Below are 24,681 nucleotides of genomic sequence, written 5' to 3'. Positions count from 1 at the left end.
GTTGCATATGCATTTTGAAATAACACATTCACCCAAAGAATGGGTTACTTGTGAGATTTTATAAAAACCATAATCGGAATAAAAAAAGGGAACGATACGTCCCCTTACGCTATTCTGCCATCACTAGACCGTTTGATCTGAAATCAAATTGTGCTTATTGAGCAGACGGTACATCGTTGCGCGTGACACCCCCAGCTCTTTGGCTGCATTTGATACCTGACCTGAATGCGACTCAAGAACCACCAGCAATGCATCACGCTCACTCTTCTCTCGGATCGATTTTAAACTACGCTTAGACTCGTTACGTTGCGGTAAGTCGAGGTGAATACCTTCAATCATGATGCTATCAGACATTAACACCGCACGTTTTACTTGATTCATCAGTTCGCGTACATTACCAGGCCAGAAGTAACGCGTCAGGGCTTTAAGTGCATCTTCAGAGAAACTCTTCGCCTGCGAATTGTACTCTTTTGAAAACTCTTGCAAATAGTAGCGAGCGAGTAGCGATATATCACTTGCACGCTCTTTCAAACTCGGGACGTTAATGCGTAATACACTGATGTAGTGATACAGCTCTTCGTTAAAGTCACCATCAATCAGTGCTTTTTCTACATCTGATGAGTTCGCAGCAAGGATGCGCACGTCAACATTCTTAATGCCTTCTTTCGTTTCAATCGTCCCCTCTTGAAGAAACCTCAGCAGGTTCATTTGCTGATCTTTTGAAATCGTTAGAATGTCATTCAATAGCACCGTTCCGCCATCAGCTTGCTCTAGTAAACTAGGACCAATACTTGGGTCAGCATTGATACCAAACACCTCCGCCTGAAAGCGCTGTTCATTCAATGCGCGGCAATTGATAGACAAAAACGTCTTATGCGAGCGAGAAGAAACCTTATGAATCGCGCGCGCAACGGCTTCTTTGCCCGTCCCACTCTCTCCGTAAATTAGGATACTCACATCGGTAGGACCAATGCGTTTAACTTGGTCTCGTAAACGTTTCATTGGGATTGACTCACCAATCAGGCCCATGTCTAAACTGTTACCAAAACTTGGCCACACTTTTTTCTCAATCTTGAGCATACCAAGCTGATGGCCTATGGTACTCAGCAACTGTGCATCTGGAATTGGTGCAGTAAAAAAATCAATACAGAAGTTCACGATAAACTGACAGATAGTATCGACCCCGAGCTGTGACTCGCGGATAAATGCTAGCCAACGAACATGCTTGTGAGAACTCACTAAGTTTGCCAATCCATTCAAGCTGAATTCATCATGACTGAGATCGACGATGCCAATGCATGGCCCAATATCTTCTAACAGTGTGTTGGCTTTACGTAAATCCCCCACTTGGTGACATTTCCACCCCACTTGCTCTAATACTGATAACCAAGGTTCATAGTTACCACCGACGACAACAAGCGACCCAGGAATGGAATCCATCTTAAACTGCCCAACCATTCGCTAACCCTTATTCATTATTGATAAATCTTATGTTCTACAAACCGATCTTTGAGAACGGGTAACATTATCGAGACTACTGCCGGATTAGTCTGTCTCACTTTTAAGACTATGCAACAGATTGGGATTTTTCTAGAATTCATTTGCATAGTCACACTAAAAAAGTCATCAATTATTTGAATTTACTCGAATTTTAGACATAAAAAAAACCACCCGAAGGTGGTTTTTCATTTCTCAGCAAGAAAATTACGCTTGTGGGCGCATTGCTGGGAATAGGATCACGTCACGAATAGTGTGCGTGTTAGTCAGTAGCATAACCAGACGGTCGATACCAATACCTTGACCCGCTGTTGGTGGTAGGCCGTGCTCTAGTGCAGTAATGTAGTCTGCGTCGTAGAACATTGCTTCGTCATCACCAGACTCTTTCGCTTCAACCTGTGCTTTAAAGCGTGCATCTTGGTCTTCTGCATCGTTAAGCTCTGAGAAGCCGTTTGCCACTTCACGGCCACCGATAAAGAACTCAAAACGGTCTGTGAAGAACGGGTTATCATCGCTGCGACGAGCCAATGGAGAGATATCCGCTGGGTAGCCAGTGATGAATGTAGGCTGCATTAGTTTAGGCTCTGCCGTTTCACCGAAGATTTCTTCTAGTAGCTGACCACATGTCCAGAAAGGTTCTACTTCTACATGAACTGATTTCGCAATAGAAACCATCAGATCACGGTTTTGTAGATCCGCTTCAGTTAACGCTTGGATCTCAGCGTGGTCTGGGTTGTAGTGCTTGATGGCTTCAAACATGCTCATACGTGCATAAGTGCCGCCAAATTCAACCGTTTCATCACCGTAAGGCATTGAGGTTGAATCTAAAACTTCTAGAGCAACTGAGCTTAGTAGTTCTTCTGTTAGATCCATAAGATCTTTGTAGTCTGCGTACGCCATGTAGAATTCCATCATCGTGAATTCTGGGTTGTGACGCGGAGAAAGACCTTCGTTACGGAAGTTGCGGTTGATTTCGAATACGCGATCGAAACCACCAACCACTAGACGCTTCAGGTATAGCTCTGGCGCGATACGTAGGTACATTGGCATATCTAGCGCGTTGTGATGCGTGATGAATGGACGCGCACTCGCACCGCCAGGGATTACGTGCATCATTGGCGTTTCAACTTCCATGAACTGCTTTGAGATCATAAAGTTACGGATTGCAGACATGACTTTAGAACGTACAACGAACGCATTGCGAGAATCTTCGTTTACGATGAGATCAACGTAACGCTGACGGTAACGCATTTCTTGGTCTGTCAGGCCGTGGAACTTCTCTGGCAGTGGACGCAGCGCTTTTGTTAGCAACACGTACTCTTCCATGTTTACGTATAGATCGCCTTTACCAGATTTATGTAGCGCGCCTTTCACACCGATGATGTCACCGATGTCTAGACCTTGGTATTGATCTTTTAGTACTTTTTGTACTTCTTTATCAGCATACGCTTGAATACGGCCAGATGTTTCTTGGATTACAAGGAATGGGCCACGCTTAGCCATGATACGACCAGCAATTGCTACTACGTGGTTAAGCTCTTCTAGCTCTTCCTTGCTCTTTTCACCGAACTCTTTTTGAAGGTCGCCAGCTAGGCTGTCACGACGGAAATCATTTGGGTGGCCGTTTGCTTTGCAGCTCTTTCGGATTGCATCCAATTTAGCGCGGCGCTCAGCAATTAGCTTGTTCTCTTCTTGAGTAGAGGCTTCTTGTACAGTTTCGTTTTGAACAGCATCAGTCATTTTCGATGTATCCTGTTTTTGTCGGTGAAAAGCGTTACAAGCCTGACTTCAGGCTAGCTTCAATAAATTTGTCTAGGTCGCCATCTAAAACCGCTTGAGTATTGCGGTTTTCAACGCCCGTGCGGAGGTCTTTAATGCGAGAATCATCTAAAACGTAAGAACGGATCTGGCTGCCCCAGCCAATGTCAGATTTTGCATCTTCATTAGCTTGTTTTTCCGCGTTTTGTTTCTGCAGCTCAAGCTCAAATAGCTTCGCTCGAAGCTGTTTCATTGCCTGATCTTTGTTCTTGTGCTGAGAACGGTCATTCTGACATTGCACGACTGTGTTCGTAGGAACGTGAGTAATACGTACCGCAGACTCAGTGGTGTTAACGTGCTGACCACCTGCACCTGACGCACGATAAACATCGATACGTAAATCGGCAGGATTAATGTCGATATTAATGTTTTCATCAATCTCAGGGTAAATAAACGCAGAGGCAAATGACGTATGACGACGACCGCTTGAGTCAAATGGCGACTTACGAACAAGGCGGTGCACGCCAGTTTCGGTGCGTAACCAACCGTACGCGTACTCGCCTGAAATTTTCACTGTCGCGCCTTTAAGGCCTGCAACATCCCCTTCAGAGACTTCGATTACTTCGGTTTTAAAGCCTTTTGCTTCAGCCCAACGCAAGTACATACGTAGCATCATGGAAGTCCAGTCTTGCGCCTCAGTACCGCCTGAGCCTGACTGTAAATCAATATAACAATCAGAAGCATCGTGATCACCGGCGAACATACGGCGGAATTCAAGCTTCGCTAGCTTGTCTTCAAGCTCTGTCAGTTCAGGTTCGATTTCGTCAAACGTTTCTTGATCTTCTTCTTCAACAGCGAGTTCAAGAAGACCTTCAACGTCCTCGACACCTTGCTCTAGCTGATCAATCGTTTCAACAACCGCTTCTAATGATGCGCGTTCTTTACCGAGTGCTTGTGCGCGCTCTGGTTCGTTCCACACATCCGGTTGTTCAAGTTCTGCGTTGACTTCTTCTAGACGCTCTTTCTTAGCGTCATAGTCAAAGATACCCCCTCAGGACATTTGTGCGTTCAGACACATCCTGCAGACGGTTTTTAATTGGATTGATTTCAAACATGTTGGCTCAACATTTTAGAATAGAATTTAACCGAGAAATTCTACTCAAAAATGTGACGGAGATACAGGAAAATTTCGGGTGGGAAATCAGATTGCAATTAGAGAGAGCACGGTCATAAAATTTTGAGTCCACTAAAGGGCGACCGTACTCTATAGTAAGCGAAAAATGAGAATTTACTTGGCTTCGATATGATCAATCATCAGTTGCAATGATTGATTACCACGAAATTCATTAATATCAAGTTTATAGGCTAAACGTACCGTTTTAACGGATGCATCCGGCCAGCGACGAAGATCTACATTAAACGTAATACCGTCAATCATGATGTTGGTTGGATGCCCTCTATACAGTGGTTCTAGCATCAATTTTAAGTGCTTCTCTCCCACCAGTTTTTGGTGCAGCACTTTAAACTCACCATCAAAGATTGGCTCAGGAAAAGCCTGCCCAAACGGCCCACCAGCGCGCAACTGTTCAGCGACATGCATAGAAAACTCTTCTGGTTTGAGTTCGCCGTCAGAAAGAATGATGCCCTTCAAGGCGGCTTCATCAAGCTCCTTCTTAACCACATCATCAAATAGACGGCTAAAGCGCTCAAAATCTTGTTCTTTAATGGTTAAGCCTGCCGCCATCGCGTGACCACCAAACTTGATGATCAAACCTGGGTTTTGCGTATCGATGAAATCGAGAGCATCACGCATGTGCAGACCTGGAATCGAACGACAAGAACCTTTAATGGTACCTTCACCTCCATCAGCAAAGGCAATCACTGGGCGATGGAACTTATCTTTGATGCGCGAAGCGAGAATACCAATCACACCTTGGTGCCAATCACGTTGGAACAATGCCAAGCCACATGGCAACTTGCTATTTTCACCAAACTGTAAGCGTTCACAAAATGCCATGGCTTCTTGCTTCATGCCCTCTTCAATCTCTTTACGAGTTTGGTTAAGGCCATCAAGCTCACTCGCCATTCGACGTGCTGCGTGAATATTGTTACACATCAACAGCTCAACCCCGAAAGACATATCATCCAAACGACCTGCTGCATTGATACGAGGCCCCAGTGCGAAGCCAAAATCAGACGCCACCAAACGGCGAGCATCACGCTTTGCCACTTCGATCAGTGCTTGAATCCCCGGGCGTGCTTTACCAGCACGAATACGCTGCAAGCCTTGGTGCACCAAGATGCGGTTGTTCTCATCAAGCGGAACCACATCAGCTACAGTTCCAAGCGCAACTAAATCGATCAGCTCCATCAACTTTGGCTCTTGCATGCGTTGCTTTGCGAACCAGTTCTGTTTGCGCATGTAAACACACAGCGCCATCATCAGATAGAAAGCGACGCCAACACCCGCAAGTGCTTTAGATGGGAACGCACAGCTGTCGAGGTTCGGGTTCACCATCGCATCGACATCTGGCAGAACGTGCCCCGGAAGGTGGTGATCGGTCACGAGAACGGTTATGCCATTTTCTTTGGCATAACGAACGCCTTCAATCGACGATACCCCATTATCCACCGTCATGATCATTTCTGCGCCAAGCTCTAATGCTTGATCAACCACTTCAGGGCTCAAGCCATAGCCATCTTCAAAACGGTTCGGCACTAGGTAATCAACGTTGTTGCTACCTAACATGCGTAACGCGAGCACAGACAGCGCTGAGCTAGTCGCACCATCGGCATCGAAGTCACCCACGACAATAATACGCTTTTGCTCATTAATCGCTTGAAAAAGCAATTCCACCGCCTGTTCAATACCACCTAACTGTTGGTAGGAATGCAAACCGCGTGCAGAAGTTTCAAGCTGTGCTACATCCGTGATGCCACGATTGATGTAAATGCGCTTGAGAATCGAGGGAATGGAATCAGGAAGAAGAGAAAGATCCGGTTCAGGACGTCGTTGAATTTCTATCATGTTTGAAAAGAGCCAGCAATCACGGCTGGCTCTACTCCTTAAAGGATTATTGTTGCTCTAAACGTTTTAGCAGTTCTGCTGGTGGCAGGTAACCACCAACTAGCTCACCGTTTGGTAGGAAGATCGCTGGTGTACCAGAAATACCAAGCTCACGACCGAGATTGTAGTGTGCTTTGATCGTCTCTTTACACTGATTGAGATCTTTCACTGGATTATCAAAAGTACGTTCCACTTTCGCGTTGTGCATTGCCGCTTTAGGATCCTCTGCACACCAGATCGTCGCCATTTGCTCAGCGGCCGGACCAGTAGCACCTTGACGTGGGTAAGCTAGGTAACGAACGGTAATGCCTAGATCGTTGTAGCCCTGCATCTGGCTGTGCAGACGCACACAGTAGCCACAAGTGATGTCTGTAAAGACTGTCACCACGTATTTCTCATTCTCTGCTTTGTACTCAATAGCACTATCAGAGAACTCAGCGATTTTTTTCGCGTTCAATGGCGCTTGACGCTCAGCAATCACGTCTTTGTAACCACCATTTTCATCCACAGAATAAAGCGTACCAGCAATAAAGTGATTACCATCGTTTGAGGCAAACAATACACCACCATTGGTTTGAAGTTCTAATAGACCTGCGACGTCTGATGGTTGAATGTCAAGAATCGACAACCCCAGTTTAGAGAACTTCGCCTTAAGCGCCTCTTCATCAAAATTTTGCTTTGCCGCAGGTGCGACTTGTTGTGCTGGAGTTTCCGTTTTTGCCTGCCCCTCTTCAGCACCACAAGCGGCGACGAAAAACGGTAAAGTCAGCAGAGTTAGTCGGCGTAATACGCTCATTAAATTCACCTTAAAATAAAATCGTTTCATCCAATGAGATAAAGGATGCAACAAACCATCATTATGCTCTTGGGTGGTGTTGACTGTGGATTTGTTTCAATCGCTCAGTCGCTACGTGAGTATAAATTTGTGTGGTCGATAAGTCACTATGCCCCAACAGCATCTGTACGACTCTAAGATCGGCGCCATAGTTCAATAAATGTGTCGCAAAAGCATGGCGCAAAACGTGTGGTGACAATTGTTCCCCATCAATACCTGCTATCACTGCGTAGTATTTTATACGGTGCCAAAAGGTCTGGCGGGTCATTTGTCTTGCTCGTTTACTTGGGAACACAACATCCGACGTCGACTCCCCCAATAGAGCAGACCGCCCTTGTTGGATAAATGTGTCAATCCAATCCACGGCATTCTCCCCCATCGGAACCAAGCGCTCTTTGCCGCCTTTACCCGTTACGCGAACCACCCCTTGTCGCAGGCTGATGTTTTCCATAGTGAGGCTCACTAACTCTGTCACACGTAAGCCCGTCGCATAAAGCAGTTCAAGCATGGCTTTATCGCGCAACTCGATAGGGTCATTGGGGTCTGGCGCATCAAGCAGCGCGTCGACTTGTTCTTCACTGATGTCTTTCGGTAGGCGTTGTGGCAGCTTTGGGCTCACCAACAGTGCACTCGGATCATCGGCACGCACTTTTTCGCGGTGGAGGTACTGAAATAAACGGCGAATAGCCGATAACATACGCGCGCGCGAAGTCTGCTTGTAATCCAAATCCGCCAGATAAGATTGATACTCTTGCAGGCCAGACAGGCTAATGAAGTCAAGGCGGTAGCGCTGTTGTTCCATCCACACGAGCAATTTCATTAAATCATTTCGGTATGAAGCTAGTGTATTCTCTGACAAGCCACGCTCCATCCACATCGCATCCAAGAATTGCTCAACAAGACCAAAATCTTGTTGATTGACAGGCTGTTTTGCCGTCATGCACGCTTCCTTATCTGTTTATATTTACAGTGTTGAGAGTAAGGCAACTGCCCAGCCAATACCATAAAAAATCATCCCGCTTAGGATATTCGCTGCAATTTCCCTCAGTTTATGGTTAGAATCTGCTACAACAGCAACATAGAAAACGACAAATATAATGAAAATCGGACTCTTTTACGGCTCAACGACCTGCTACACCGAAATGGCAGCAGAGAAAATTCGCAATATTATTGGTGAAGACCTTGTCGACATTCACAATGTGAAAGAGGCACCGTTATCACTCATGGCTAACTACGATCTGCTGCTGATTGGCATTTCTACTTGGGACTTTGGTGAAATTCAAGAGGACTGGAGTGCGATTTGGCAAGACATCACAACCACGCCACTCAAAGACAAAGTCGTCGCGCTATTTGGCTTGGGTGATCAAGAAGGTTACGGCGAATGGTACTTAGATGCGATGGGGCTTTTACACGATGAGCTAAAAGCCACTGGCGCACAATTTATTGGTTACTGGCCAAACGAAGGTTATGAATTTGAAGCGTCGAAAGCGCTGACCGAAGATGGTAGCCAATTTGTTGGCCTTGCTCTGGATGAAGATTCACAATACGAACTGAGCGATGAGCGCATCGAAACATGGTGTGAGCAAGTGTTAGTCGAATTTCACGACACGCTATAAGCCGCGACAAACTGATTACAAACAAAAAGCCCGGTAAAGCGATTCACCGGGCTTTTTTACATTTTATTTTTTACATTTTATTAGTCGACAATTACGCCGCTTCTTCCGCTAGCTCTTGACGAGTTGACTTCGCGAAGAAGAAAGAGCAAACAATCGCGGCCGTAGTTGGTAGCAACCAGCCCATACCCACTTCAAATAGTGGCAACATGCTGAATGCCGATACGTCCAGACCAGCAACCTTTGCTGCATCAATCAACGCAAATAACAGCGACACAAGCAGTACTGAGCGGTAAGCAACGCGTGGATTTGGTAGCTTGCTACGAACAAACGTTAGAGTAACCAACGCCACTGCGACTGGGTACAATGCAAATAATGCAGGTACGGATAGCGAGATTAATTGAGCTAAGCCAACATTCGCAACTAGGGCACATGCGGCACCGTTAATGATAACCCAATGCTTGTACGACAGGGATGTCTTAGAACTAAAGAAGTCAGAACACGCAGAGATCAAACCGATAGCCGTTGTTAAGCACGCAAGTAGTACAATGATTGACAATACAATCTGACCGTATGGGCCGAATAGTGCTTGCACGTACTGGCTTAGGACTAGACCACCATTGTCCGCGCCAGCTGCAATTGTTGCACTGGTCGCGCCTAAGTAAAATAGAGAAATATAAACAAATGCAAGACCTGCGGCAGCAATACAGCCCGCGTAGATCAAGTATTTAGTTGTTGCTGCACGTTCAGTGATACCTTTGCTACGCAGTGAGTCCACCATTAACATACCAAACATCAACGATGCAAAAGTATCCATGGTGTTGTAGCCCTCAAGGAAGCCTTTAGTCAGTGGTTGAGTTAGGTATTCGCCCCGTGCGGCCATCATTTCCCCTTGAGGATCAACAAATACCGCAATAGCAAGAATGATCAAGCCAAGGAACAAAACTGGCGTTAGCACTTTACCAATCAAATCAATCAAACGACCTTGAGACCAAGCGAAAGCCATTGCTACCGCGAAGAACAAGATTGAGAATGCCGTCAGATGCGCTTGAGATGCACCTAAAAAGAATGGTTTTACTGCCATTTCGTAAGCGACAAGACCAGTACGAGGCGCAGCAAATGCAGGACCGATGATAATGAAGATCAACGCAGCCATCAGCACCGCTGCTTTTTTAGGAAGATCTTGAGTCAAGTGATCCCAAGAGCCACCAGCCACAGCAATAGCAACGATGGTAATAAGAGGTAGACCTACCGCTGTTAGCAAGAAACCAAACATTGCAGGCAGCAGGTTCTCACCTGCTAACTGACCTGCTAGTGGTGGAAAAATGATGTTGCCGGCACCCAAAAAGAACGCAAATAGCATAAAGCCTACTGCGATAATATCTGTTAGTTTTAACGTCTGCTTCACAGATAACCCTTACTTCTAATTAATGAATGTTGTGTATGCATAGACCACTTTTGATTATCTAAAGTAAATAGATACTCGTGGTTTAATCTATTATATTTCGCCGAATAATGACGAAAGACTCATCATTTGGCAACCTTAAAGAAAAAAACACCATATTAATTTACCTACGGAAGCTAAAAGCAGTTAATACATCTAGCATTTGGTGATAGGGCAGTCTTTTACACCAAGTAAATTACAAAACAATTTGATAACCAACAAAACAAGACCCTGTACAATTACGAAACAACAGCAAAATTAACTTAAATATTGAGCAAGTGCGAAACATCATGAATAATCCATCATTCAAAACTAAGGGCTTCAAATTTAAGCAATTTACTATCGACGGAAGTGAAAGTGGCATGCCCGTTAGCACCGATGGTGTTCTACTAGGCGCATGGTTTCAAAGCCATCGTGAAGTAAATATTCTCGACATTGGAACCGGAACGGGGTTACTCGCGCTGATGTGTGCTCAGCGCTTTACCAAAGCAAAAATTACCGCCGTAGATATTGAAAAAACGGCGATTGACGCCGCACGTGACAATTTTGCCCACTCTCCTTGGCGAGATAGGCTGTCTTTGTTGCACGCCGATGTATTGAGCTTTGAAGCTCCACACGCATTTCAACACATTATCTGTAACCCCCCTTACTTTAACAGTGGAGAGCAATCGAAGCAGAGCCAACGTGCTACCGCAAGACACACAGATACCTTGCAGCACGATGCATTACTCAAACGCTGTTATGAATTACTTTCGCAAAATGGAACGGCCAGTTTTGTGCTGCCGATTACGGAAGGCGAACAGTTTATGACCTTGGCAAAACAACAAGGATGGTACCTATCACGCATCTGTCGCGTGCAACCATCACAGAAAAAGCCTGTGCACCGCGTACTATTTGAATTAGCAAAGCAACCTTGTGATACTCAAGAATCACAGTTGCTTATCCACACAGATGCGGGGTACAGCGAGGATTTTATCCAGCTAACTCACGAGTTTTATCTTAAGATGTGAAATAACATGTGATCCTTATCACTAATCACTTTATAATATGCGACCTTTTAAAATCTATGCTGCTTTCGCGAACCATTAACCAAGCTTTGCTTGTGGAGAACTCATTGTGATCAGAACCTTTGCTGAACTTGATCTAGACTCAAACTTACTTGAAGCCATTGAAGAGATGGGCTACGAGCGCCCAACTAAAATTCAGGCAGAAGCGATTCCACAAGCGTTAGATGGTCGTGACATTCTAGCGTCCGCACCAACTGGTACTGGTAAAACGGCGGCATTCGTACTGCCAGCACTGCAATATCTGCAAGATTTCCCACGTCGTAAACCTGGACCTGCGCGTATTCTGATCCTAACACCAACTCGTGAACTTGCGATGCAGGTAGCGGATCAAGCTCGCGCACTGGCAAAAAATACCAAGCTAAACATCTTCACCATCACGGGTGGTGTTCAATATCAAGAGCACGCAAACATCCTAGCGACCACGCAAGACATCGTGGTGGCAACACCTGGACGCCTGCGTGAATACATTGATGCTGAACGTTTTGATTGTCGTGCCATTGAATGGTTAATTCTGGACGAAGCAGACCGCATGCTAGATATGGGCTTTGCGCCTACCGTCGACCGCCTATCTAACGAATGTCGCTGGCGTAAGCAAACCCTTCTTTTCTCTGCCACACTAGAAGGTAAAGGTGTCGAAGGCTTTACCGCCGATCTACTGAATGAACCCGCAGAGATCGACGCGAAATCACCACTGCGTGAACGTAAGAAGATCGCACAGTGGTACCACCGTGCTGATGACGCAGAGCATAAACTTGCCCTGCTAAAACACATCATCACAGAGCAGGCAGAGCGTACCATCGTATTCCTGAAGACTCGTGAGCGTCTGGGTGAGCTTCGTGCACAGCTAGAAAGTGCACAAATCCCATGCTCTTGGATTCAAGGTGAAATGCCACAAGATCGTCGTAACAACGCAATTTCTCGCTTCCGTGACGGCACCGTAAACGTATTACTGGCAACCGATGTGGCTGCTCGTGGTATCGATTTGCCAGACGTATCACACGTAATCAACTACGACATGCCTCGCACTGCTGACGTATACCTTCACCGCATTGGCCGTACAGCGCGCGCAGGTAAAAAGGGTAACGCAATCTCTATCGTAGAAGCGCACGACCAACCAATGCTGGATCGCGTGGCGCGTTACGTGAAAGAAGACATCAAAGAGCGCTTCGTTAAAGAGATGCGCCCTAAGCACAAGAAACCTGTGTTTAAGAAGAAAAAGAAAAAAGACGACAAGAAAAAAACAGTGAAAAAGAAAGTCGCGAAGAAGAAATAATCGTGCGAATTAATTTCTAATAACAAAAGCAAAAGGGTTGGCACTGCCAACCCTTTTTTATCTCTATCGCCGATAAGAATCCATCGCGTGATCAGTTTTGCTCTTCGCGCTTAAACACCAAATCTGTTGGTGTCGACTCTTCTTCTACGAAATAATAACCCGCCGTATTGAACTGAGTTAAGTCCGCGACACTTTTTATTCGGTTTTCAATGATGTAACGCGCCATCATGCCGCGTGCTTTCTTCGCATAAAAGCTGATCACCTTGTATTGACCATTCTTACAATCTTTAAAGATTGGCGTGATCACTTGCGCATCCAAATTCTTCGGCTTGACCGCTTTAAAGTATTCATTCGATGCGAGGTTGATCAGAACATTATCGCCTTGTGCTGCAATGGCTTCATTCAGCTTATCGGTAATCACGTTCCCCCAGAACTGATAAAGGTTGCTGCCTTTATCGTTCGCAAGCTTAGTGCCCATCTCAAGACGGTATGGTTGCATCAAATCAAGCGGCTTAAGCAGACCGTATAAGCCAGACAGCATGCGTAAGTGATCTTGAGCGTAATCGAAATCGGCATCAGAAAGGGTTTCTGCTTCAAGACCAGTGTACACATCACCTTTAAACGCAAGAATCGCTTGGCGCGCATTATCTGTAGTGAAGGTCTCACTCCACTCTTGGAAACGGCCCACATTCAAATCAGCGATCTTATCGCTTACTTTCATCAGTGATGCCACGTCGGCAGGTGTTAACTTACGGCATACCTCGATCAGCTCTTTTGAATAGCTAACCAAGTCTGGTTGAGTAAACTTCTCGGTCGCGAGTGGTGATTCGTAATCAAGCGTTTTAGCAGGAGAAACGACGATAAGCATGACTTTAACTTCCCTAATTTTATTTTCCATTAGGGTACAAAGAAAGCCATGCATTGTCTGCATGGCTTTTTGAATCGTGTTGATAGCTTTCAACGATGATTGGACGTCACTTAGTCTTCTTTCTTTGTGTTGTCCCAAATGCCATCTTCTAGCTGAGATTTAAGCTCAGGAAAATCGTTGACATCAAACGTTGGTACTTTACCTTCATCTAATTGACGGTTGTAATCTTTCGCCAACTTAATCACGATGCCTGACAGCAGTATAATTGCCACCAAGTTCACTATCGCCATCAAACCCATAGAGACGTCAGCGAGTGACCAAACCACTGGTAGAGAAGCTAGTGCACCGAACATCACCATGCCTAGTACAACGATACGGAAAATGCCTAGACCTGCTTTGTGGTTGTGCTCGAGGAAGATTAGGTTCGTTTCAGCGTATGAGTAGTTTGCAATGATTGACGTAAACGCGAAGAAGAAGATCGCTACCGCAACAAAGATGCTTCCCCAATCACCCACTTGTGAGCTCAATGCGCGCTGAGTTAGCTCGATACCTGTTACTTCCGTTGCTTGGCCAACGTACTCACCTGACATCAGGATGATCGCTACCGTCGCAGAACAGATAACAATCGTATCCATGAACACGCCTAGCATCTGTACATAACCTTGAGACGCAGGGTGTGGCGGGTAAGGCGTTGCTGATGCTGCTGCGTTTGGCGCAGAACCCATACCCGCTTCGTTCGAGAATAGACCGCGTTTGATTCCGTTGATCATCGCCTGTGCAATTGCGTAGCCCAGACCACCAGCTGCTGCTTCTTGCAGACCGAACGCACTCTTGAAGATAAGCATTAGCACGTCTGGTAGCTTGTCTAGATTAGAGAACATCACGAACAACGCAAGTACTAAGTAAGCCAGTGCCATAATAGGAACCACCAGCTCAGCGACTCTTGCGATACGTTTAATACCACCAAAAATAACCACCGCAGAAAGTAGCACTACCGCGATACCCACATATAGGTCATCCCAGCCAAATGCGGTGCTCATTGCATTAGCGATTGAGTTTGCTTGAACGGCATTAAATACCAAACCAAAAGCGATGATAAGGAAAATTGAGAACAACACGCCCATCCAGCGCATGCCCAAGCCTTTTTCCATATAGTATGCTGGACCACCACGGTAATTTCCGTCATCGTCTTTGGTTTTGTATAGCTGTGCTAGCGTACTTTCCGCAAACGACGTGGCCATACCTAGCATGGCAATCAACCACATCCAGAAGATTGCCCCAGGGCCACCTGCAGTTAGAGCGACAGCAACACCAGCCATGTTGCCAGTGCCGACACGTGCAGCAAGACTGGTACAAAGTGCTTGGAAAGAAGAGATACCTGCTTTGTCTGCTCTACGGCTGTTTTTAAGAACCGAGAACATGTGGCCAAAATGGCGGAATTGAATGAATCCCAATCGAACGGTGAAGTAGATCCCTACACCAACAAGAAGATAAACAAGAATCGACCCCCAAAGGAGATCGTTCATCAAATTGATTAAGTCTGTCATGTGTACCTCAAAGTGAGTTGCGCCGGTCTGTGCGTCCAAGCCATCCACCAGATTGCCTGCTAAGTGTCAAAGTGTGCTTAGCTTTTTGAATAATGTTTATTGCGCAATCTAGAATCGTAAACGTCGCTTCATGCATCCATTTTACGTACCCGCGTATTTTTTGACGGGCGGATAATGCAGCCTCAACAAGCAAAAATCAATATGCAACAGGTGAGGCATCAATGTTACTTTTCACCATAAGAGTACAAAGAAAAAACACAACAACAACCGAAGCGCACTCAAATGGAAATACAAAACCAACAAAACAGCAACGTGTCGCCCAGTACTGAATGAGGAAAGTAGAATTACATAGGTATGAGGGAAAGCTAGCAACCACAAGTGATGCGCCAAATTCTAACCTGTCGGGGAAGTGGGTATTAAACGGCACATCATTGAGTCGGCTTTATGCAACAGTCTCCCTTGGGTAAGGTACACATTATAGGACTCAAATTAACAAACGCGATCGTACTATTTAATCGTTTTCTTGCGCTCGTTCGCTTATTTTCTCTCCATTTCATATACATAAAAAGTGTGATTCTGTGTGTATTTTTACATGAAAGTGTCACCTTAGAGACACAAATGCGAAATATATCATGGTTACCCTTACAGTGATTATGATAATAAAAAAGCTCCACACTGACTAGTTTGGATATAAAAGGTAAGGTGGCTTATGGAAGGCTTTCAACTCGATGATGCATTTGACCTAGATACTAGCTCTGCAACTCGCCCTCGAAATAAACGAATCAAGCGAAAATGGCGTGAGATTGAGGAAATGAACGACAGACGTAACCTGCTCAAGGAGTTAAAAGAACTGGATGTCTGTCACGATATATCCTTAGAGGATATCAAACTTTAATTCAGACAAAAGGCACCTTGACGGTGCCTTTTTCATTTATAAATAGATGAAACGACTAAGGTTAACCAGCCTAAAATCACCTAAATAAAGCATATTCTCACCTAGTAAGAATATGCTTTAGTTTTCTGCCATGTTTACTAAGTTTAAAATTTAGATAATTTCTCACCAAATAAGAAAGGCACAAAATAAACCACAACAATGGCAAACGTTCACTTGACGCAAACTGCAGGTCAAACGAACTCCTTGTCATTCTGGCGAACACGTTCAGCTAACTGTTTATAGCGATCCGCGATAGTGTCGCCAAAGACTGGATCGTCCTCATTTTCCTGCCATTGACTTTCGACATATTGCCAGTCTTCTGTCGTAAACAATGCCTCTATCAATGGTAAGATTTTTCTCTCCTCCATGTCGAGGTGACGCTTTTGACTGGTAATAAAATCTTCTAACTGTCGAGCAAACATCTCCTGAGGAACGACAGCGTCTTGTAAAATCATATCAACGACAAGTGCAAACTGCTTAGTCTTTTCAGCAAGTTCTTGGTGTTCTAATTCCAAGTTTTCTATGTTTTTTTGCTGCCCATAATGCTCAAGAAAGTAATGATAAAGAATGTCTTCTTTAGGGTGATGGATCTTCTCAGAATGATTAGACAAGTAATCCACAATCTCACTCACCAACGAGTAGTTGATGGGATGTTCTTGCTGTATCTCCTTCAGTTTGTGGCGCAATATCGCCAACAAACGAACCATATAGCCGTGTTCACGTCTGATTCTTTCGAGCATCATAGCGTCTCTCCTTAGCACCTACTTTTATTAAGTGTATATGAGAAACAGAATATCAGCGTCGACGCCGTTCAAAAAAACAACAACAGTAATGCTATGGTAGCTCTACTCTCGGCAGCCTCTTAAGCTAAAAATATATTGTCTTATGCCTTCATGGGTAAATGCCAATTAATAGGCTCCTTGCCCTGCTCTATCAATAACTGGTTAGCTTGTGAGAAATGCTGGCAGCCGAAGAAGCCTCGATGAGCAGACAACGGCGATGGATGAGGCGCGGCAAGCACATGATGTTTAGAACGATCAATAAAACGTCCTTTCTTCTGTGCGTGTGCTCCCCAAAGTAAGAATATGACTCCATGCTGATGTTGATTGATCGCTTCAATGACTCGATCGGTAAATGTCTCCCAACCGATTTTTGAGTGCGAATGCGCCTTACCTTGTTCTACGGTCAATACCGTATTAAGCAGCAACACACCTTGCTCAGCCCAACTTTGCAAAAAACCATGCTGCGGAATTTGAAACCCATCAATATCTTGGGCTAGTTCTTTGTACATATTCACCAAAGATGGGGGCGTTTTAATGCCTGGCAACACAGAAAAACACAAACCATGCGCCTGATTTGGACCGTGATAAGGATCCTGCCCTAAAATAACCACCTTCACATCATTGAACTCAGTCAAGCAAAATGCGTTAAATACATCGTCTTCTGGAGGAAAAATCGCTTTGCCAGACGCGCGTTCTGCTTCAACAAAATTTAGCGTATCAATAAGGTAGCTTTGCTGTTTTTCTTCGCCGATTACATCGTGCCAAATGAGTGACTGATTCATGGAGTATTCCTGCCCTAAAGTTTGCCAACATTCTAACAAAACTTCCTATCAACTTAAGAGCAGTAATATCAATTAGTGTTTCTGCGGAGTCCGAAAGTGCCCTTGACCAGAGATATGTCGGTTGGGTGTAGGTAAGCGTAATACACGCTTTCCGTGTGTTGCGAGAGTAAAAGAAGCAGCTCGAGACATAGTGTCATCCTCCTAACTGGTGCAGCCTCATTTGGATAGTATAGAAGCGAATTGAGCAGAGCAGTAAACAGCTCAACCATTGTCACTAAGAAAGAAGGATGCCAACTTTACTGTTGCACTAACTATTCACCATTTCCTCCATGTAAAACTGGCGCAATGCATGGATTTCCTGCGGCCAAAGATCAGGTTCAATTGTCTCTAAAATCAGTGGCATACCATCGAAGCGCGGATCTTTCGCGATGTACTCAAAACAACTCCAACCAATTTCACCTTTACCCAGTGAATGGTGGCGATCGACCTTGCTCGCAAACGCCACTTTTGAATCATTAAGATGCATTGCTCTTAAATAGTGCATGCCAACGATGCGATCGAACTCAGCGAAAGTATGCTCACAATCCTCTTTGGTGCGTAGGTCATAACCCGCCGTGAAGGTGTGGCAAGTATCGAGACATACACCAACGCGCTCTTTGTCTTTCACTTGAGCGATGATTTCAGCTAACTGTTCGAACTTCCAGCCAAGATTGGTTCCTTGACCAGCCGTGTTCTCAATGACAGCAATCACATTTGGCACGGCTTTATGTGCGAGGTTGATCGACTCTGCGATCGTCGCCAAACACTCCTGCTCAGAGACTTTTCTTAAGTGACTGCCTGGGTGGAAATTTAGCAGCGTTAAACCGAGCTGATTGCAGCGCTCCATTTCATCAATAAAGGCCGCGCGTGATTTGCTGAGCTTCTCTTCTTCGGGCGCGCCCAAGTTAATCAGGTAAGAGTCGTGTGGAAGAATATGTTCTGCGCTAAAGCCTAGCATCTTGCAATTGGCTTTAAATGCTCGAATGGTTTTTTCTTCCAATGGTTTTGCTACCCACTGGCGCTGATTCTTCGTAAACAGAGCAAACGCATTTGCACCAATTTCTTTCGCACGCAAAGGGGCTTGATCGACACCACCCGCAGCAGACACGTGCGCACCAATAAATTTGTTTCCGAACTTGTTTTTCATGTTTGTCATTTAATCACTTTTGACTTTCAGTGTGGTTACCAAAATACAGAGCGTTACATACTTATGGTTAAATTTTAAACCAAAAATGTAGTAAATTTACAACAAATTTAACTTTTAAATATTTTTTATATTATCAAATAAATTGTAAACAGTATGTTTTCAAACGTTTTATTGATTTAACTCAAGAAAATCACCCCCTAAAAGTTAAGGTTTTTAGTAGTTTTTTGACCTAAATCAATATTAATATAGTGGATATTAGCTATATAATACCTAGCTCAACAAAAAATCGAAAATTAACACCAATAATCACCACAGAAGTGGTCTAGGAGACAGTAATGATCCAAGGTATCCAAATTACTAAAGCAGCTAACGACGAACTACTAAACTCAATCTGGCTACTAGATAGCGAGAAGAACGAAGCACGTTGTGTGGCTGCGGCGACTGGCTACGACGCTGACCAAGTTATCGCAATCAGCGATCTAGGTGAATACGAAAGCCGTGAAGTGGCAATCGAAACGGCTCCACGCATCGAAGGTGGCCAACACCTAAACGTGAACGTTCTTAAGCGTGAAACGCTAGAAGACGCAGTGGCTCACCCAGAGAACTACCCACAGCTGACTATCCGTGTTTCTGGTTACGCAGTACGTTTCAACTCGCTAACTACAGAGCAGCAACGTGACGTAATCGCTCGTACGTTTACTGAGTCTCTATAATAGAGACATTCGTCAGTAAGATTTTAAAAACGGCGCTCTGAGAGCGCCGTTTTTCTTTGAACAAAAAGGTGGAGATCGCACTCCACCTTTTTTAGTTGTTCCTCTTTTGTTACTTACTGTACGCGGTGCAACACTTGTTTCAATGCATCAAAGTCTGCGTCAAGATCTTCTGATAGCAGTTCCATCGCAGCGTGTTTTGCTAGCGGAGCTGGAAGATCGATGTCTGACTGTAGAATATCATCCACCACTTCTTTGAACTTCGCAGGGTGAGCAGTACATAAGAACAGACCAGTTTCACCTTCTTGCAGTTGCTCTTCGAGAACGCAGTAAGCAATCGCACCGTGCGGTTCACATAGGTAGCCGAGTGAGTAAAGATCTTTCACAGATTGTGCGCTCTGCTCATCTGAAACCGCACCTTTACCTAGCGTCTCCAAGCCCCACTCTTTCACGCGGCATAGCTCTTCGATACGAGGCCAGTTGTTTGGTTGGCTTACATCCATTGCGTTTGATGTCGTTGCAACCGTTGGTTTTGGCTCCCACTTACCCGTTTCTAGGTAACGTGGCACAGTGTCATTCGCATTAGTTGCAGCGATAAAGCGTTTAATAGGCAGACCCAGTGCTTTTGCCAGTAGACCTGCGGTTAGGTTACCAAAGTTACCGCTTGGTACAGACACCACTAGGTTTTCACGCTCTTGCTTGCTCATTTGCGCCGCGGCTTCAAAGTAGTAACAGATTTGCGCCATCAAGCGGCTGATGTTGATTGAGTTTGCAGAGTTCAGACCGATCTCTTCACGCAGTGCTGCATCATCAAAAGCTTGCTTAACAAGCGCCTGACACGCATCGAAGTCGCCATCAATCGCGACGGTATGAATGTTCTTACCAAGCGTACAGAATAGCTTCTCTTGCAGTGGGCTGATCTTACCTTTCGGGTAAAGAATCACAACGTTGATGTCTTCCATACCGTAGAAAGCGTGTGCAACGGCTGCGCCAGTGTCGCCAGAAGTCGCCGTCAGAATGGTGATTTTGCCGCCGTCCGAAACGGCTGCAAGTGATTGCGCCATAAAGCGTCCACCAAAGTCTTTAAATGCGAGCGTTGGACCATGGAAAAGCTCCAATGCGTAAACACCGTCTTTCACTTGATTGATTGGTGCTGGGAATTGGAATGCAGCATCAACCAATGCGTTTACTTGCTCTTCCGTCAGCTCATCACCAATCAGTGCTGATAGGATTTTCGTGCTACGAGAGACAAAGTCTTCTGCCAGTAGCGCATCAACGTCTTCAAATTTTGGTAATTCCGATGGGAAAAATAGACCTTGGTTACGGCCTAGCCCTTGGCGAACGGCTTGGCCAAAGGAAACTTGTTCATCATTTTCTTTTATATTGTAAAGCTTCATAGCTCACTTCCTGTTACTTTCGAACCCTGCTTATCGAGACGACAAACGTGGACGAATCCCTCTTCGTTTTGTACGTAGTTCTGTTCTAACCAGCGAGCAACTCGCTCAGCGACATCTTTCTCTTTGCAAATACTGAACAATGTCGGACCACTGCCAGAAATACCCGTTGCCAGTGCACCCGCAGATGCGGCGTATTGACGTGCATTCGCAAACCCTGGAAGCAGTTTCTCACGATACGGTTCTGCGATCACGTCTTTGATCATTTTTGCAGCAAGTTCTGGCTGACCAGAATGACACGCATGAATAAAGCCCGCAAGGTGACGACCATGAGCAATGATATCTTGTCGGCGGTATTGAGATGGTAGGATCTCACGCGCTTCCGCTGTGGACACTTTGATGCCCGGATACGCCATCACCCAGTACCAATCGTCAAAGCAAGGCACTTCTTGGCTGATGACGCCCAACTCTTCAAGCATCAATTGCACACCACCAAGGTAACACGGCGCGACGTTATCGTAGTGAATCCCACCAGAGATCTTGCCTTCCATTTCTCCCATCAGCGCCAGTAACTCTGTCTCGTTAAGCGGCTGACCATGGAATCGGTTTAATGCATCTAACGCAGCAACGATAGAACAAGCACTTGAGCCTAAACCTGAGCCAATTGGCATGTTCTTTTCTAGCGTCATTTCAAGTGGCTTTAGCTCGATGCCTTTTTTGTCTAGCTCACGGGCAAACACTACCCAACAATCGTAAACGATGTTCTCTTTTGGCTCGGTTGGTAACTTCTCAACAAAATCACCAGCCGTCTTTAGGCTGAACGGCTCAGGCCCAGATTTAACCAAGACACTGTCACCCAATAATGTGCCATCAACTGGGGACACTGCCGCCCCCAGAACGTCGAAACCAACGCTTACATTACCTATTGATGCTGGAGCATAAACTACAACACCCATATCACTTGAACTCATTGTGGTTATACCCCTAACTTCCAACCTAAAGTACGCATCACATCAGAGAATACGCCAGCTGCCGTTACTTCAGTACCCGCACCATAACCACGCAGCACGAGTGGAATTGGTTGATAGTAGCGGCTGTAGAATGCCAGTGCATTTTCACCGTCTTTGATCTTAAACATTGGGTCATTTTCATCCACGGCTGCAATGCTGACTGTGCACTTACCATCAACGATTTCACCAACGTAGCGCAACACTTTGCCCTCTTCTGCCGCTTTAGCTGATAGCTCTTTAAAGTACGCATCCGCTTCTGGTAAGCGCGCCATGAATTCATCAACACTGCCTGAATCATCAAAGCCTGGTGGCAGAGCTTGATCAACCACAACGTCTTCTAGCTCTAGCGACATACCCGCTTCACGAGCAAGGATAAGCAGCTTACGCGCCACGTCCATACCTGATAGATCGTCGCGAGGATCAGGTTCCGTAAAGCCGTTTTGCTTAGCGATGTTGGTTGCTTGACTTAAACTCATACCTTCATCTAACTTACCGAAGATGTAAGATAGAGAGCCAGAAAGGATGCCACTGAAGCGCTCAAGTTCATCACCAGCTGAGATTAGGTTTTGCAGGTTTTCGATTACCGGTAGACCAGCGCCTACGGTTGTTTCGTACATCAGCTTACGACGTGAGCTGCGCGCAACATCGCGAAGCTGATGATAGTAAGTCATGCTTGCTGTGTTTGCTTTCTTGTTTGGCGTCACCACGTGGAAGCCAGCAGCTAGGAAATCAGCGTATTGGTTTGCGATATCTTCACTTGAAGTACAGTCAACCAATACTGGGTTGATGATGTGGTTACGCTGAACCAAAGAAATCAGACGCGCTAGGCTGAACTCTTCAGTTGCTGCCGACATACGGTCACGCCAATGCTCTAGAGGCAGACCTTCACTATCAAGTAGAAGACCTTTGCTGTTTGCCAAGCCACATACGCGAATCACAATGCCTTTCTCCGCAAGCTTCGCTTGTTGGCGTTCAATCTGATCCACCAGCTCACCACCAACGCCGCCAATACCAACAACGAAGACATCGAGGAAGTGCTTTGAATTAAATAGGTTTTCGTGGCACGCTTTGATCGCTTCAGAGATTTTATCTTCTGGGATAACCGCTGAAATAGCACGTTCAGATGACCCCTGTGCGATCGCTACGATGTTGACGTTCACTTCAGCAAGAGAAGAAAAGAAGCGAGAAGCGACGCCACGTGAAGTACGCATACCATCACCCACTAGCGTCACGATAGACACGTCGTCAATGAACTCTACAGGTTCTAATAAGCCATCTTTCAATTCCAATTCAAACGCTTCGGCAAGTACCTGCTGCGCTTTTAGTTTATCTTCCGCTTCAATACAGAAGCTGATGCTATACTCAGAAGAGGATTGAGTAATAAGTACAATAGACACACCTGCAGAAGACATGGCACCAAAAACACGGCTTGCCATGCCCACCATGCCTTTCATGCCAGGGCCTGATACGTTGACCATTGTCAGGTCGTTTAGCGTCGTGATGCCTTTGATAGCTAGGTTATCTTCACCCGTGTCCTGACCAATCAGCGTGCCCGCACCTTGTGGGTTGAAGCTATTTTTGATCAGACATGGGATATGGAATTGTGCGATGGGTGCAATGGTTTTCGGGTGCAGAACGGATGCACCGAAGTAAGAAAGCTCCATCGCTTCTTGGTAGCTAAGAGATTTAAGCAGGCGAGCATCTTCAACTAAGCGTGGGTCACAGTTATAAACACCGTCTACATCTGTCCAAATTTCGCAGCAATCAGCACGAAGACACGCTGCAAGAACCGCTGCAGAATAATCAGATCCATTACGACCTAGGGTAACCAACTCGCCTTTTTCATTCCCGGCGGTAAAACCAGGCATGATGTTTACATGACCTTGCACCAGTGGTTTTTGGCGGAAGTTTTGAGTAGAAACTTCAACGTCGACCATTGCTTCTAAGTGGTCGCCCTTCGCATATAGGTATTCAACTGGATCAATCAGGCTTGCTGGCTGTCCTTTGGCTTCAAGCACTGCTTTCATCAACTGAATAGAAATACGCTCACCTTTGCTAATGATGCGTGCATTGACATTATTTGGGCACATGCCTAAAAGGTTAATACCGTGAACAAACTGGCGCAGCTGGGAAAGTGAGGTTTTGACTTGGTTATCGTATGCCGCGGCGTCAATACCCGGCAATACCGTTTGGATCTGGGCTAAAAGTGTTTTAAATGACTCTTCCAACTCATTAATTTGTAGCTCAGCTTCTCCGTTACGTAGTGCTCCTTCAATCACGGCAACAAGCTTATTCGTCGTTTTCCCCGGAGCCGATAGCACAACGGCTACTTCTTCTTGTTGAGCGTTATTCGCAATAATATCCGCAGCTCTTAAAAAGCGCTCTGCATCCGCTAGTGATGAACCGCCAAACTTCAATACTCGCATCCCTTCCTCCGATGTATCTGCTTAATTCTGTCTAAATTTCGTTTAAAAAAGCATAAAAAAAGGCCTGTATCTTGTTGGATACAGGCCTTTTTTTTGAATTTCTTTCGCTCAGCAGCCTGCCCCAACATGCGATGTGTCGGTAATAATAATGGTCATGGTTATTGCTACTAAGTTACTAGGTGTCATAAATATTCAACGATAATTTCGCGTTTACTTAACTCTACGTTTACCGACTTTCCCATGCCGAGTCAATAAAAAGTTGTCTATTCTTCGGTCTTTCAGCGGTTTATTCTAAGTAACCCTATTGAAATTAAAGAACAATCACGAGAAAGCACTTTGCCGATAATTCATTTTTCTGTACGTATGTGAGTACGCTTCCTACAAAGAAAAAGAGTTTAACTCAAAGATGGCTGAGCTTGGCAGCAAAGGACAAGATCAAAGAATTGATCACTCTCTAATGCAATTCAACACAAGTAAATCGTGATCAA

The 24,681-nt window shown here is 45.3% G+C and carries 20 protein-coding genes and 1 other annotated feature; of the genes, 5 read left to right on the top strand and 15 right to left on the bottom strand.

Annotation, left to right across the window (positions count from 1 at the left end):
- Positions 1-123: 123 nt before the first annotated feature.
- The 6 genes from vpsR to xerD all read right to left on the bottom strand — a co-directional run bounded on the left by vpsR (position 124) and on the right by xerD (position 8,097).
- On the bottom strand, positions 124-1,458 hold the full coding sequence (gene vpsR, locus AK966_RS10155; RefSeq protein WP_099078915.1) for a cyclic-di-GMP-binding transcriptional regulator VpsR: 1,335 nt from the start codon (positions 1,456-1,458) through the stop codon (positions 124-126).
- A 246-nt stretch (positions 1,459-1,704) separates the two neighbouring features.
- A complete protein-coding gene (lysS, locus tag AK966_RS10150; RefSeq protein WP_119464075.1) occupies positions 1,705-3,237 on the bottom strand; it encodes a lysine--tRNA ligase in 1,533 nt (510 codons plus the stop codon).
- A 34-nt stretch (positions 3,238-3,271) separates the two neighbouring features.
- A protein-coding gene (prfB, locus tag AK966_RS10145) for a peptide chain release factor 2 (RefSeq protein WP_099078913.1) occupies positions 3,272-4,370 on the bottom strand; the annotation gives its coding sequence in 2 pieces (ribosomal slippage) (positions 3,272-4,294 and positions 4,296-4,370; 1,098 coding nt in all).
- Between the two features lie 173 nt (positions 4,371-4,543).
- Complete coding sequence (gene recJ / locus AK966_RS10140; RefSeq protein ID WP_099078912.1) at positions 4,544-6,283, bottom strand: single-stranded-DNA-specific exonuclease RecJ; 1,740 nt, start codon at positions 6,281-6,283, stop codon at positions 4,544-4,546.
- 46 nt (positions 6,284-6,329) lie between these two features.
- Entirely contained in the window at positions 6,330-7,118 is a 789-nt protein-coding gene (dsbC, locus tag AK966_RS10135) for a bifunctional protein-disulfide isomerase/oxidoreductase DsbC (protein WP_099078911.1), read from the bottom strand.
- A gap of 61 nt (positions 7,119-7,179) precedes the next feature.
- Entirely contained in the window at positions 7,180-8,097 is a 918-nt protein-coding gene (gene xerD, locus AK966_RS10130) for a site-specific tyrosine recombinase XerD (protein WP_099078910.1), read from the bottom strand.
- Between the two features lie 157 nt (positions 8,098-8,254).
- On the opposite strand from xerD, the gene fldB reads away from it, so the two are divergent.
- Entirely contained in the window at positions 8,255-8,773 is a 519-nt protein-coding gene (gene fldB, locus AK966_RS10125; RefSeq protein ID WP_099078909.1) for a flavodoxin FldB, read from the top strand.
- A 91-nt stretch (positions 8,774-8,864) separates the two neighbouring features.
- Here the strand turns inward: fldB and brnQ are convergent, their stop codons facing one another.
- On the bottom strand, positions 8,865-10,178 hold the full coding sequence (gene brnQ / locus AK966_RS10120; protein ID WP_099078908.1) for a branched-chain amino acid transport system II carrier protein: 1,314 nt from the start codon (positions 10,176-10,178) through the stop codon (positions 8,865-8,867).
- Between the two features lie 326 nt (positions 10,179-10,504).
- Here brnQ and AK966_RS10115 point away from each other — a divergent pair, with 326 nt between their 5' ends.
- Together AK966_RS10115 and srmB are read left to right on the top strand one after the other, a co-directional pair.
- Positions 10,505-11,224, top strand: a complete 720-nt coding sequence (locus AK966_RS10115) for a tRNA1(Val) (adenine(37)-N6)-methyltransferase (RefSeq protein WP_119464074.1) — start codon at positions 10,505-10,507, stop codon at positions 11,222-11,224.
- Positions 11,225-11,330: 106 nt separating this feature from the next.
- A complete protein-coding gene (gene srmB / locus AK966_RS10110) occupies positions 11,331-12,554 on the top strand; it encodes an ATP-dependent RNA helicase SrmB (protein WP_099078906.1) in 1,224 nt (407 codons plus the stop codon).
- Positions 12,555-12,645: 91 nt separating this feature from the next.
- On the opposite strand, the gene yaaA is transcribed toward srmB, so the two are convergent.
- Positions 12,646-13,422, bottom strand: a complete 777-nt coding sequence (yaaA, locus tag AK966_RS10105) for a peroxide stress protein YaaA (protein ID WP_099078956.1) — start codon at positions 13,420-13,422, stop codon at positions 12,646-12,648.
- 110 nt (positions 13,423-13,532) lie between these two features.
- Positions 13,533-14,969 (bottom strand): sodium:alanine symporter family protein, encoded by a 1,437-nt coding sequence (locus AK966_RS10100; RefSeq protein ID WP_099078955.1) that lies wholly within the window; start codon positions 14,967-14,969, stop codon positions 13,533-13,535.
- A 709-nt stretch (positions 14,970-15,678) separates the two neighbouring features.
- Between AK966_RS10100 and AK966_RS10095 the strand changes: the two genes are divergently transcribed.
- The gene (locus AK966_RS10095; RefSeq protein ID WP_119464073.1) at positions 15,679-15,864 is read left to right on the top strand and encodes a DUF3545 family protein; all 186 of its coding nucleotides are present in this window, start codon (positions 15,679-15,681) and stop codon (positions 15,862-15,864) included.
- A 230-nt stretch (positions 15,865-16,094) separates the two neighbouring features.
- Here the strand turns inward: AK966_RS10095 and AK966_RS10090 are convergent, their stop codons facing one another.
- The 3 genes from AK966_RS10090 to nfo form a co-directional block, all read right to left on the bottom strand.
- Positions 16,095-16,646, bottom strand: coding sequence for a hemerythrin domain-containing protein (locus AK966_RS10090; protein ID WP_172438094.1), 552 nt, complete (start codon positions 16,644-16,646; stop codon positions 16,095-16,097).
- Positions 16,647-16,786: 140 nt separating this feature from the next.
- On the bottom strand, positions 16,787-17,467 hold the full coding sequence (ung, locus tag AK966_RS10085) for a uracil-DNA glycosylase (RefSeq protein ID WP_099078903.1): 681 nt from the start codon (positions 17,465-17,467) through the stop codon (positions 16,787-16,789).
- A gap of 307 nt (positions 17,468-17,774) precedes the next feature.
- Positions 17,775-18,662 carry a deoxyribonuclease IV gene (nfo, locus tag AK966_RS10080; protein WP_119464072.1) on the bottom strand — a complete coding sequence of 296 codons (888 nt, stop codon included), beginning with the start codon at positions 18,660-18,662 and terminating at the stop codon, positions 17,775-17,777.
- A gap of 326 nt (positions 18,663-18,988) precedes the next feature.
- Here nfo and grcA point away from each other — a divergent pair, with 326 nt between their 5' ends.
- On the top strand, positions 18,989-19,366 hold the full coding sequence (gene grcA, locus AK966_RS10075) for an autonomous glycyl radical cofactor GrcA (RefSeq protein WP_099078900.1): 378 nt from the start codon (positions 18,989-18,991) through the stop codon (positions 19,364-19,366).
- Between the two features lie 113 nt (positions 19,367-19,479).
- On the opposite strand, the gene thrC is transcribed toward grcA, so the two are convergent.
- From thrC to thrA, 3 genes are read right to left on the bottom strand one after another with little or no spacing between them, the layout of a single operon-like run.
- Positions 19,480-20,760, bottom strand: coding sequence for a threonine synthase (gene thrC / locus AK966_RS10070; protein WP_099078899.1), 1,281 nt, complete (start codon positions 20,758-20,760; stop codon positions 19,480-19,482).
- A complete protein-coding gene (gene thrB, locus AK966_RS10065) occupies positions 20,757-21,713 on the bottom strand; it encodes a homoserine kinase (protein WP_099078898.1) in 957 nt (318 codons plus the stop codon). Before thrB ends, thrC begins: the two co-directional genes overlap by 4 nt.
- A gap of 20 nt (positions 21,714-21,733) precedes the next feature.
- Positions 21,734-24,193 (bottom strand): bifunctional aspartate kinase/homoserine dehydrogenase I, encoded by a 2,460-nt coding sequence (thrA, locus tag AK966_RS10060; protein WP_099078897.1) that lies wholly within the window; start codon positions 24,191-24,193, stop codon positions 21,734-21,736.
- Positions 24,194-24,246: 53 nt separating this feature from the next.
- Positions 24,247-24,367 (bottom strand) — a sequence feature (Thr leader region).
- Between the last annotated feature and the right edge of the window lie 314 nt (positions 24,368-24,681).

Source organism: Vibrio sp. PID23_8 (assembly GCF_003584965.1).
Lineage (GTDB): Bacteria > Pseudomonadota > Gammaproteobacteria > Enterobacterales > Vibrionaceae > Vibrio.
Note: the sequence above shows the minus strand (reverse complement) of the source record. Positions and strands in the feature narration are given on the sequence as shown.

Bases quoted from the DNA above. Each gene is read 5' to 3' on its own strand.
- vpsR (WP_099078915.1), bottom strand. From the start codon at position 1,458: ATGGTTGGGCAGTTTAAGATGGATTCCATTCCTGGGTCGCTTGTTGTC.
- lysS (WP_119464075.1), bottom strand. From the start codon at position 3,237: ATGACTGATGCTGTTCAAAACGAAACTGTACAAGAAGCCTCTACTCAA.
- recJ (WP_099078912.1), bottom strand. From the start codon at position 6,283: ATGATAGAAATTCAACGACGTCCTGAACCGGATCTTTCTCTTCTTCCT.
- dsbC (WP_099078911.1), bottom strand. From the start codon at position 7,118: ATGAGCGTATTACGCCGACTAACTCTGCTGACTTTACCGTTTTTCGTC.
- xerD (WP_099078910.1), bottom strand. From the start codon at position 8,097: ATGACGGCAAAACAGCCTGTCAATCAACAAGATTTTGGTCTTGTTGAG.
- fldB (WP_099078909.1), top strand. From the start codon at position 8,255: ATGAAAATCGGACTCTTTTACGGCTCAACGACCTGCTACACCGAAATG.
- AK966_RS10115 (WP_119464074.1), top strand. From the start codon at position 10,505: ATGAATAATCCATCATTCAAAACTAAGGGCTTCAAATTTAAGCAATTT.
- yaaA (WP_099078956.1), bottom strand. From the start codon at position 13,422: ATGCTTATCGTCGTTTCTCCTGCTAAAACGCTTGATTACGAATCACCA.
- AK966_RS10100 (WP_099078955.1), bottom strand. From the start codon at position 14,969: ATGACAGACTTAATCAATTTGATGAACGATCTCCTTTGGGGGTCGATT.
- AK966_RS10095 (WP_119464073.1), top strand. From the start codon at position 15,679: ATGGAAGGCTTTCAACTCGATGATGCATTTGACCTAGATACTAGCTCT.
- AK966_RS10090 (WP_172438094.1), bottom strand. From the start codon at position 16,646: ATGATGCTCGAAAGAATCAGACGTGAACACGGCTATATGGTTCGTTTG.
- ung (WP_099078903.1), bottom strand. From the start codon at position 17,467: ATGAATCAGTCACTCATTTGGCACGATGTAATCGGCGAAGAAAAACAG.
- nfo (WP_119464072.1), bottom strand. From the start codon at position 18,662: ATGACAAACATGAAAAACAAGTTCGGAAACAAATTTATTGGTGCGCAC.
- grcA (WP_099078900.1), top strand. From the start codon at position 18,989: ATGATCCAAGGTATCCAAATTACTAAAGCAGCTAACGACGAACTACTA.
- thrC (WP_099078899.1), bottom strand. From the start codon at position 20,760: ATGAAGCTTTACAATATAAAAGAAAATGATGAACAAGTTTCCTTTGGC.
- thrB (WP_099078898.1), bottom strand. From the start codon at position 21,713: ATGGGTGTTGTAGTTTATGCTCCAGCATCAATAGGTAATGTAAGCGTT.
- thrA (WP_099078897.1), bottom strand. From the start codon at position 24,193: ATGCGAGTATTGAAGTTTGGCGGTTCATCACTAGCGGATGCAGAGCGC.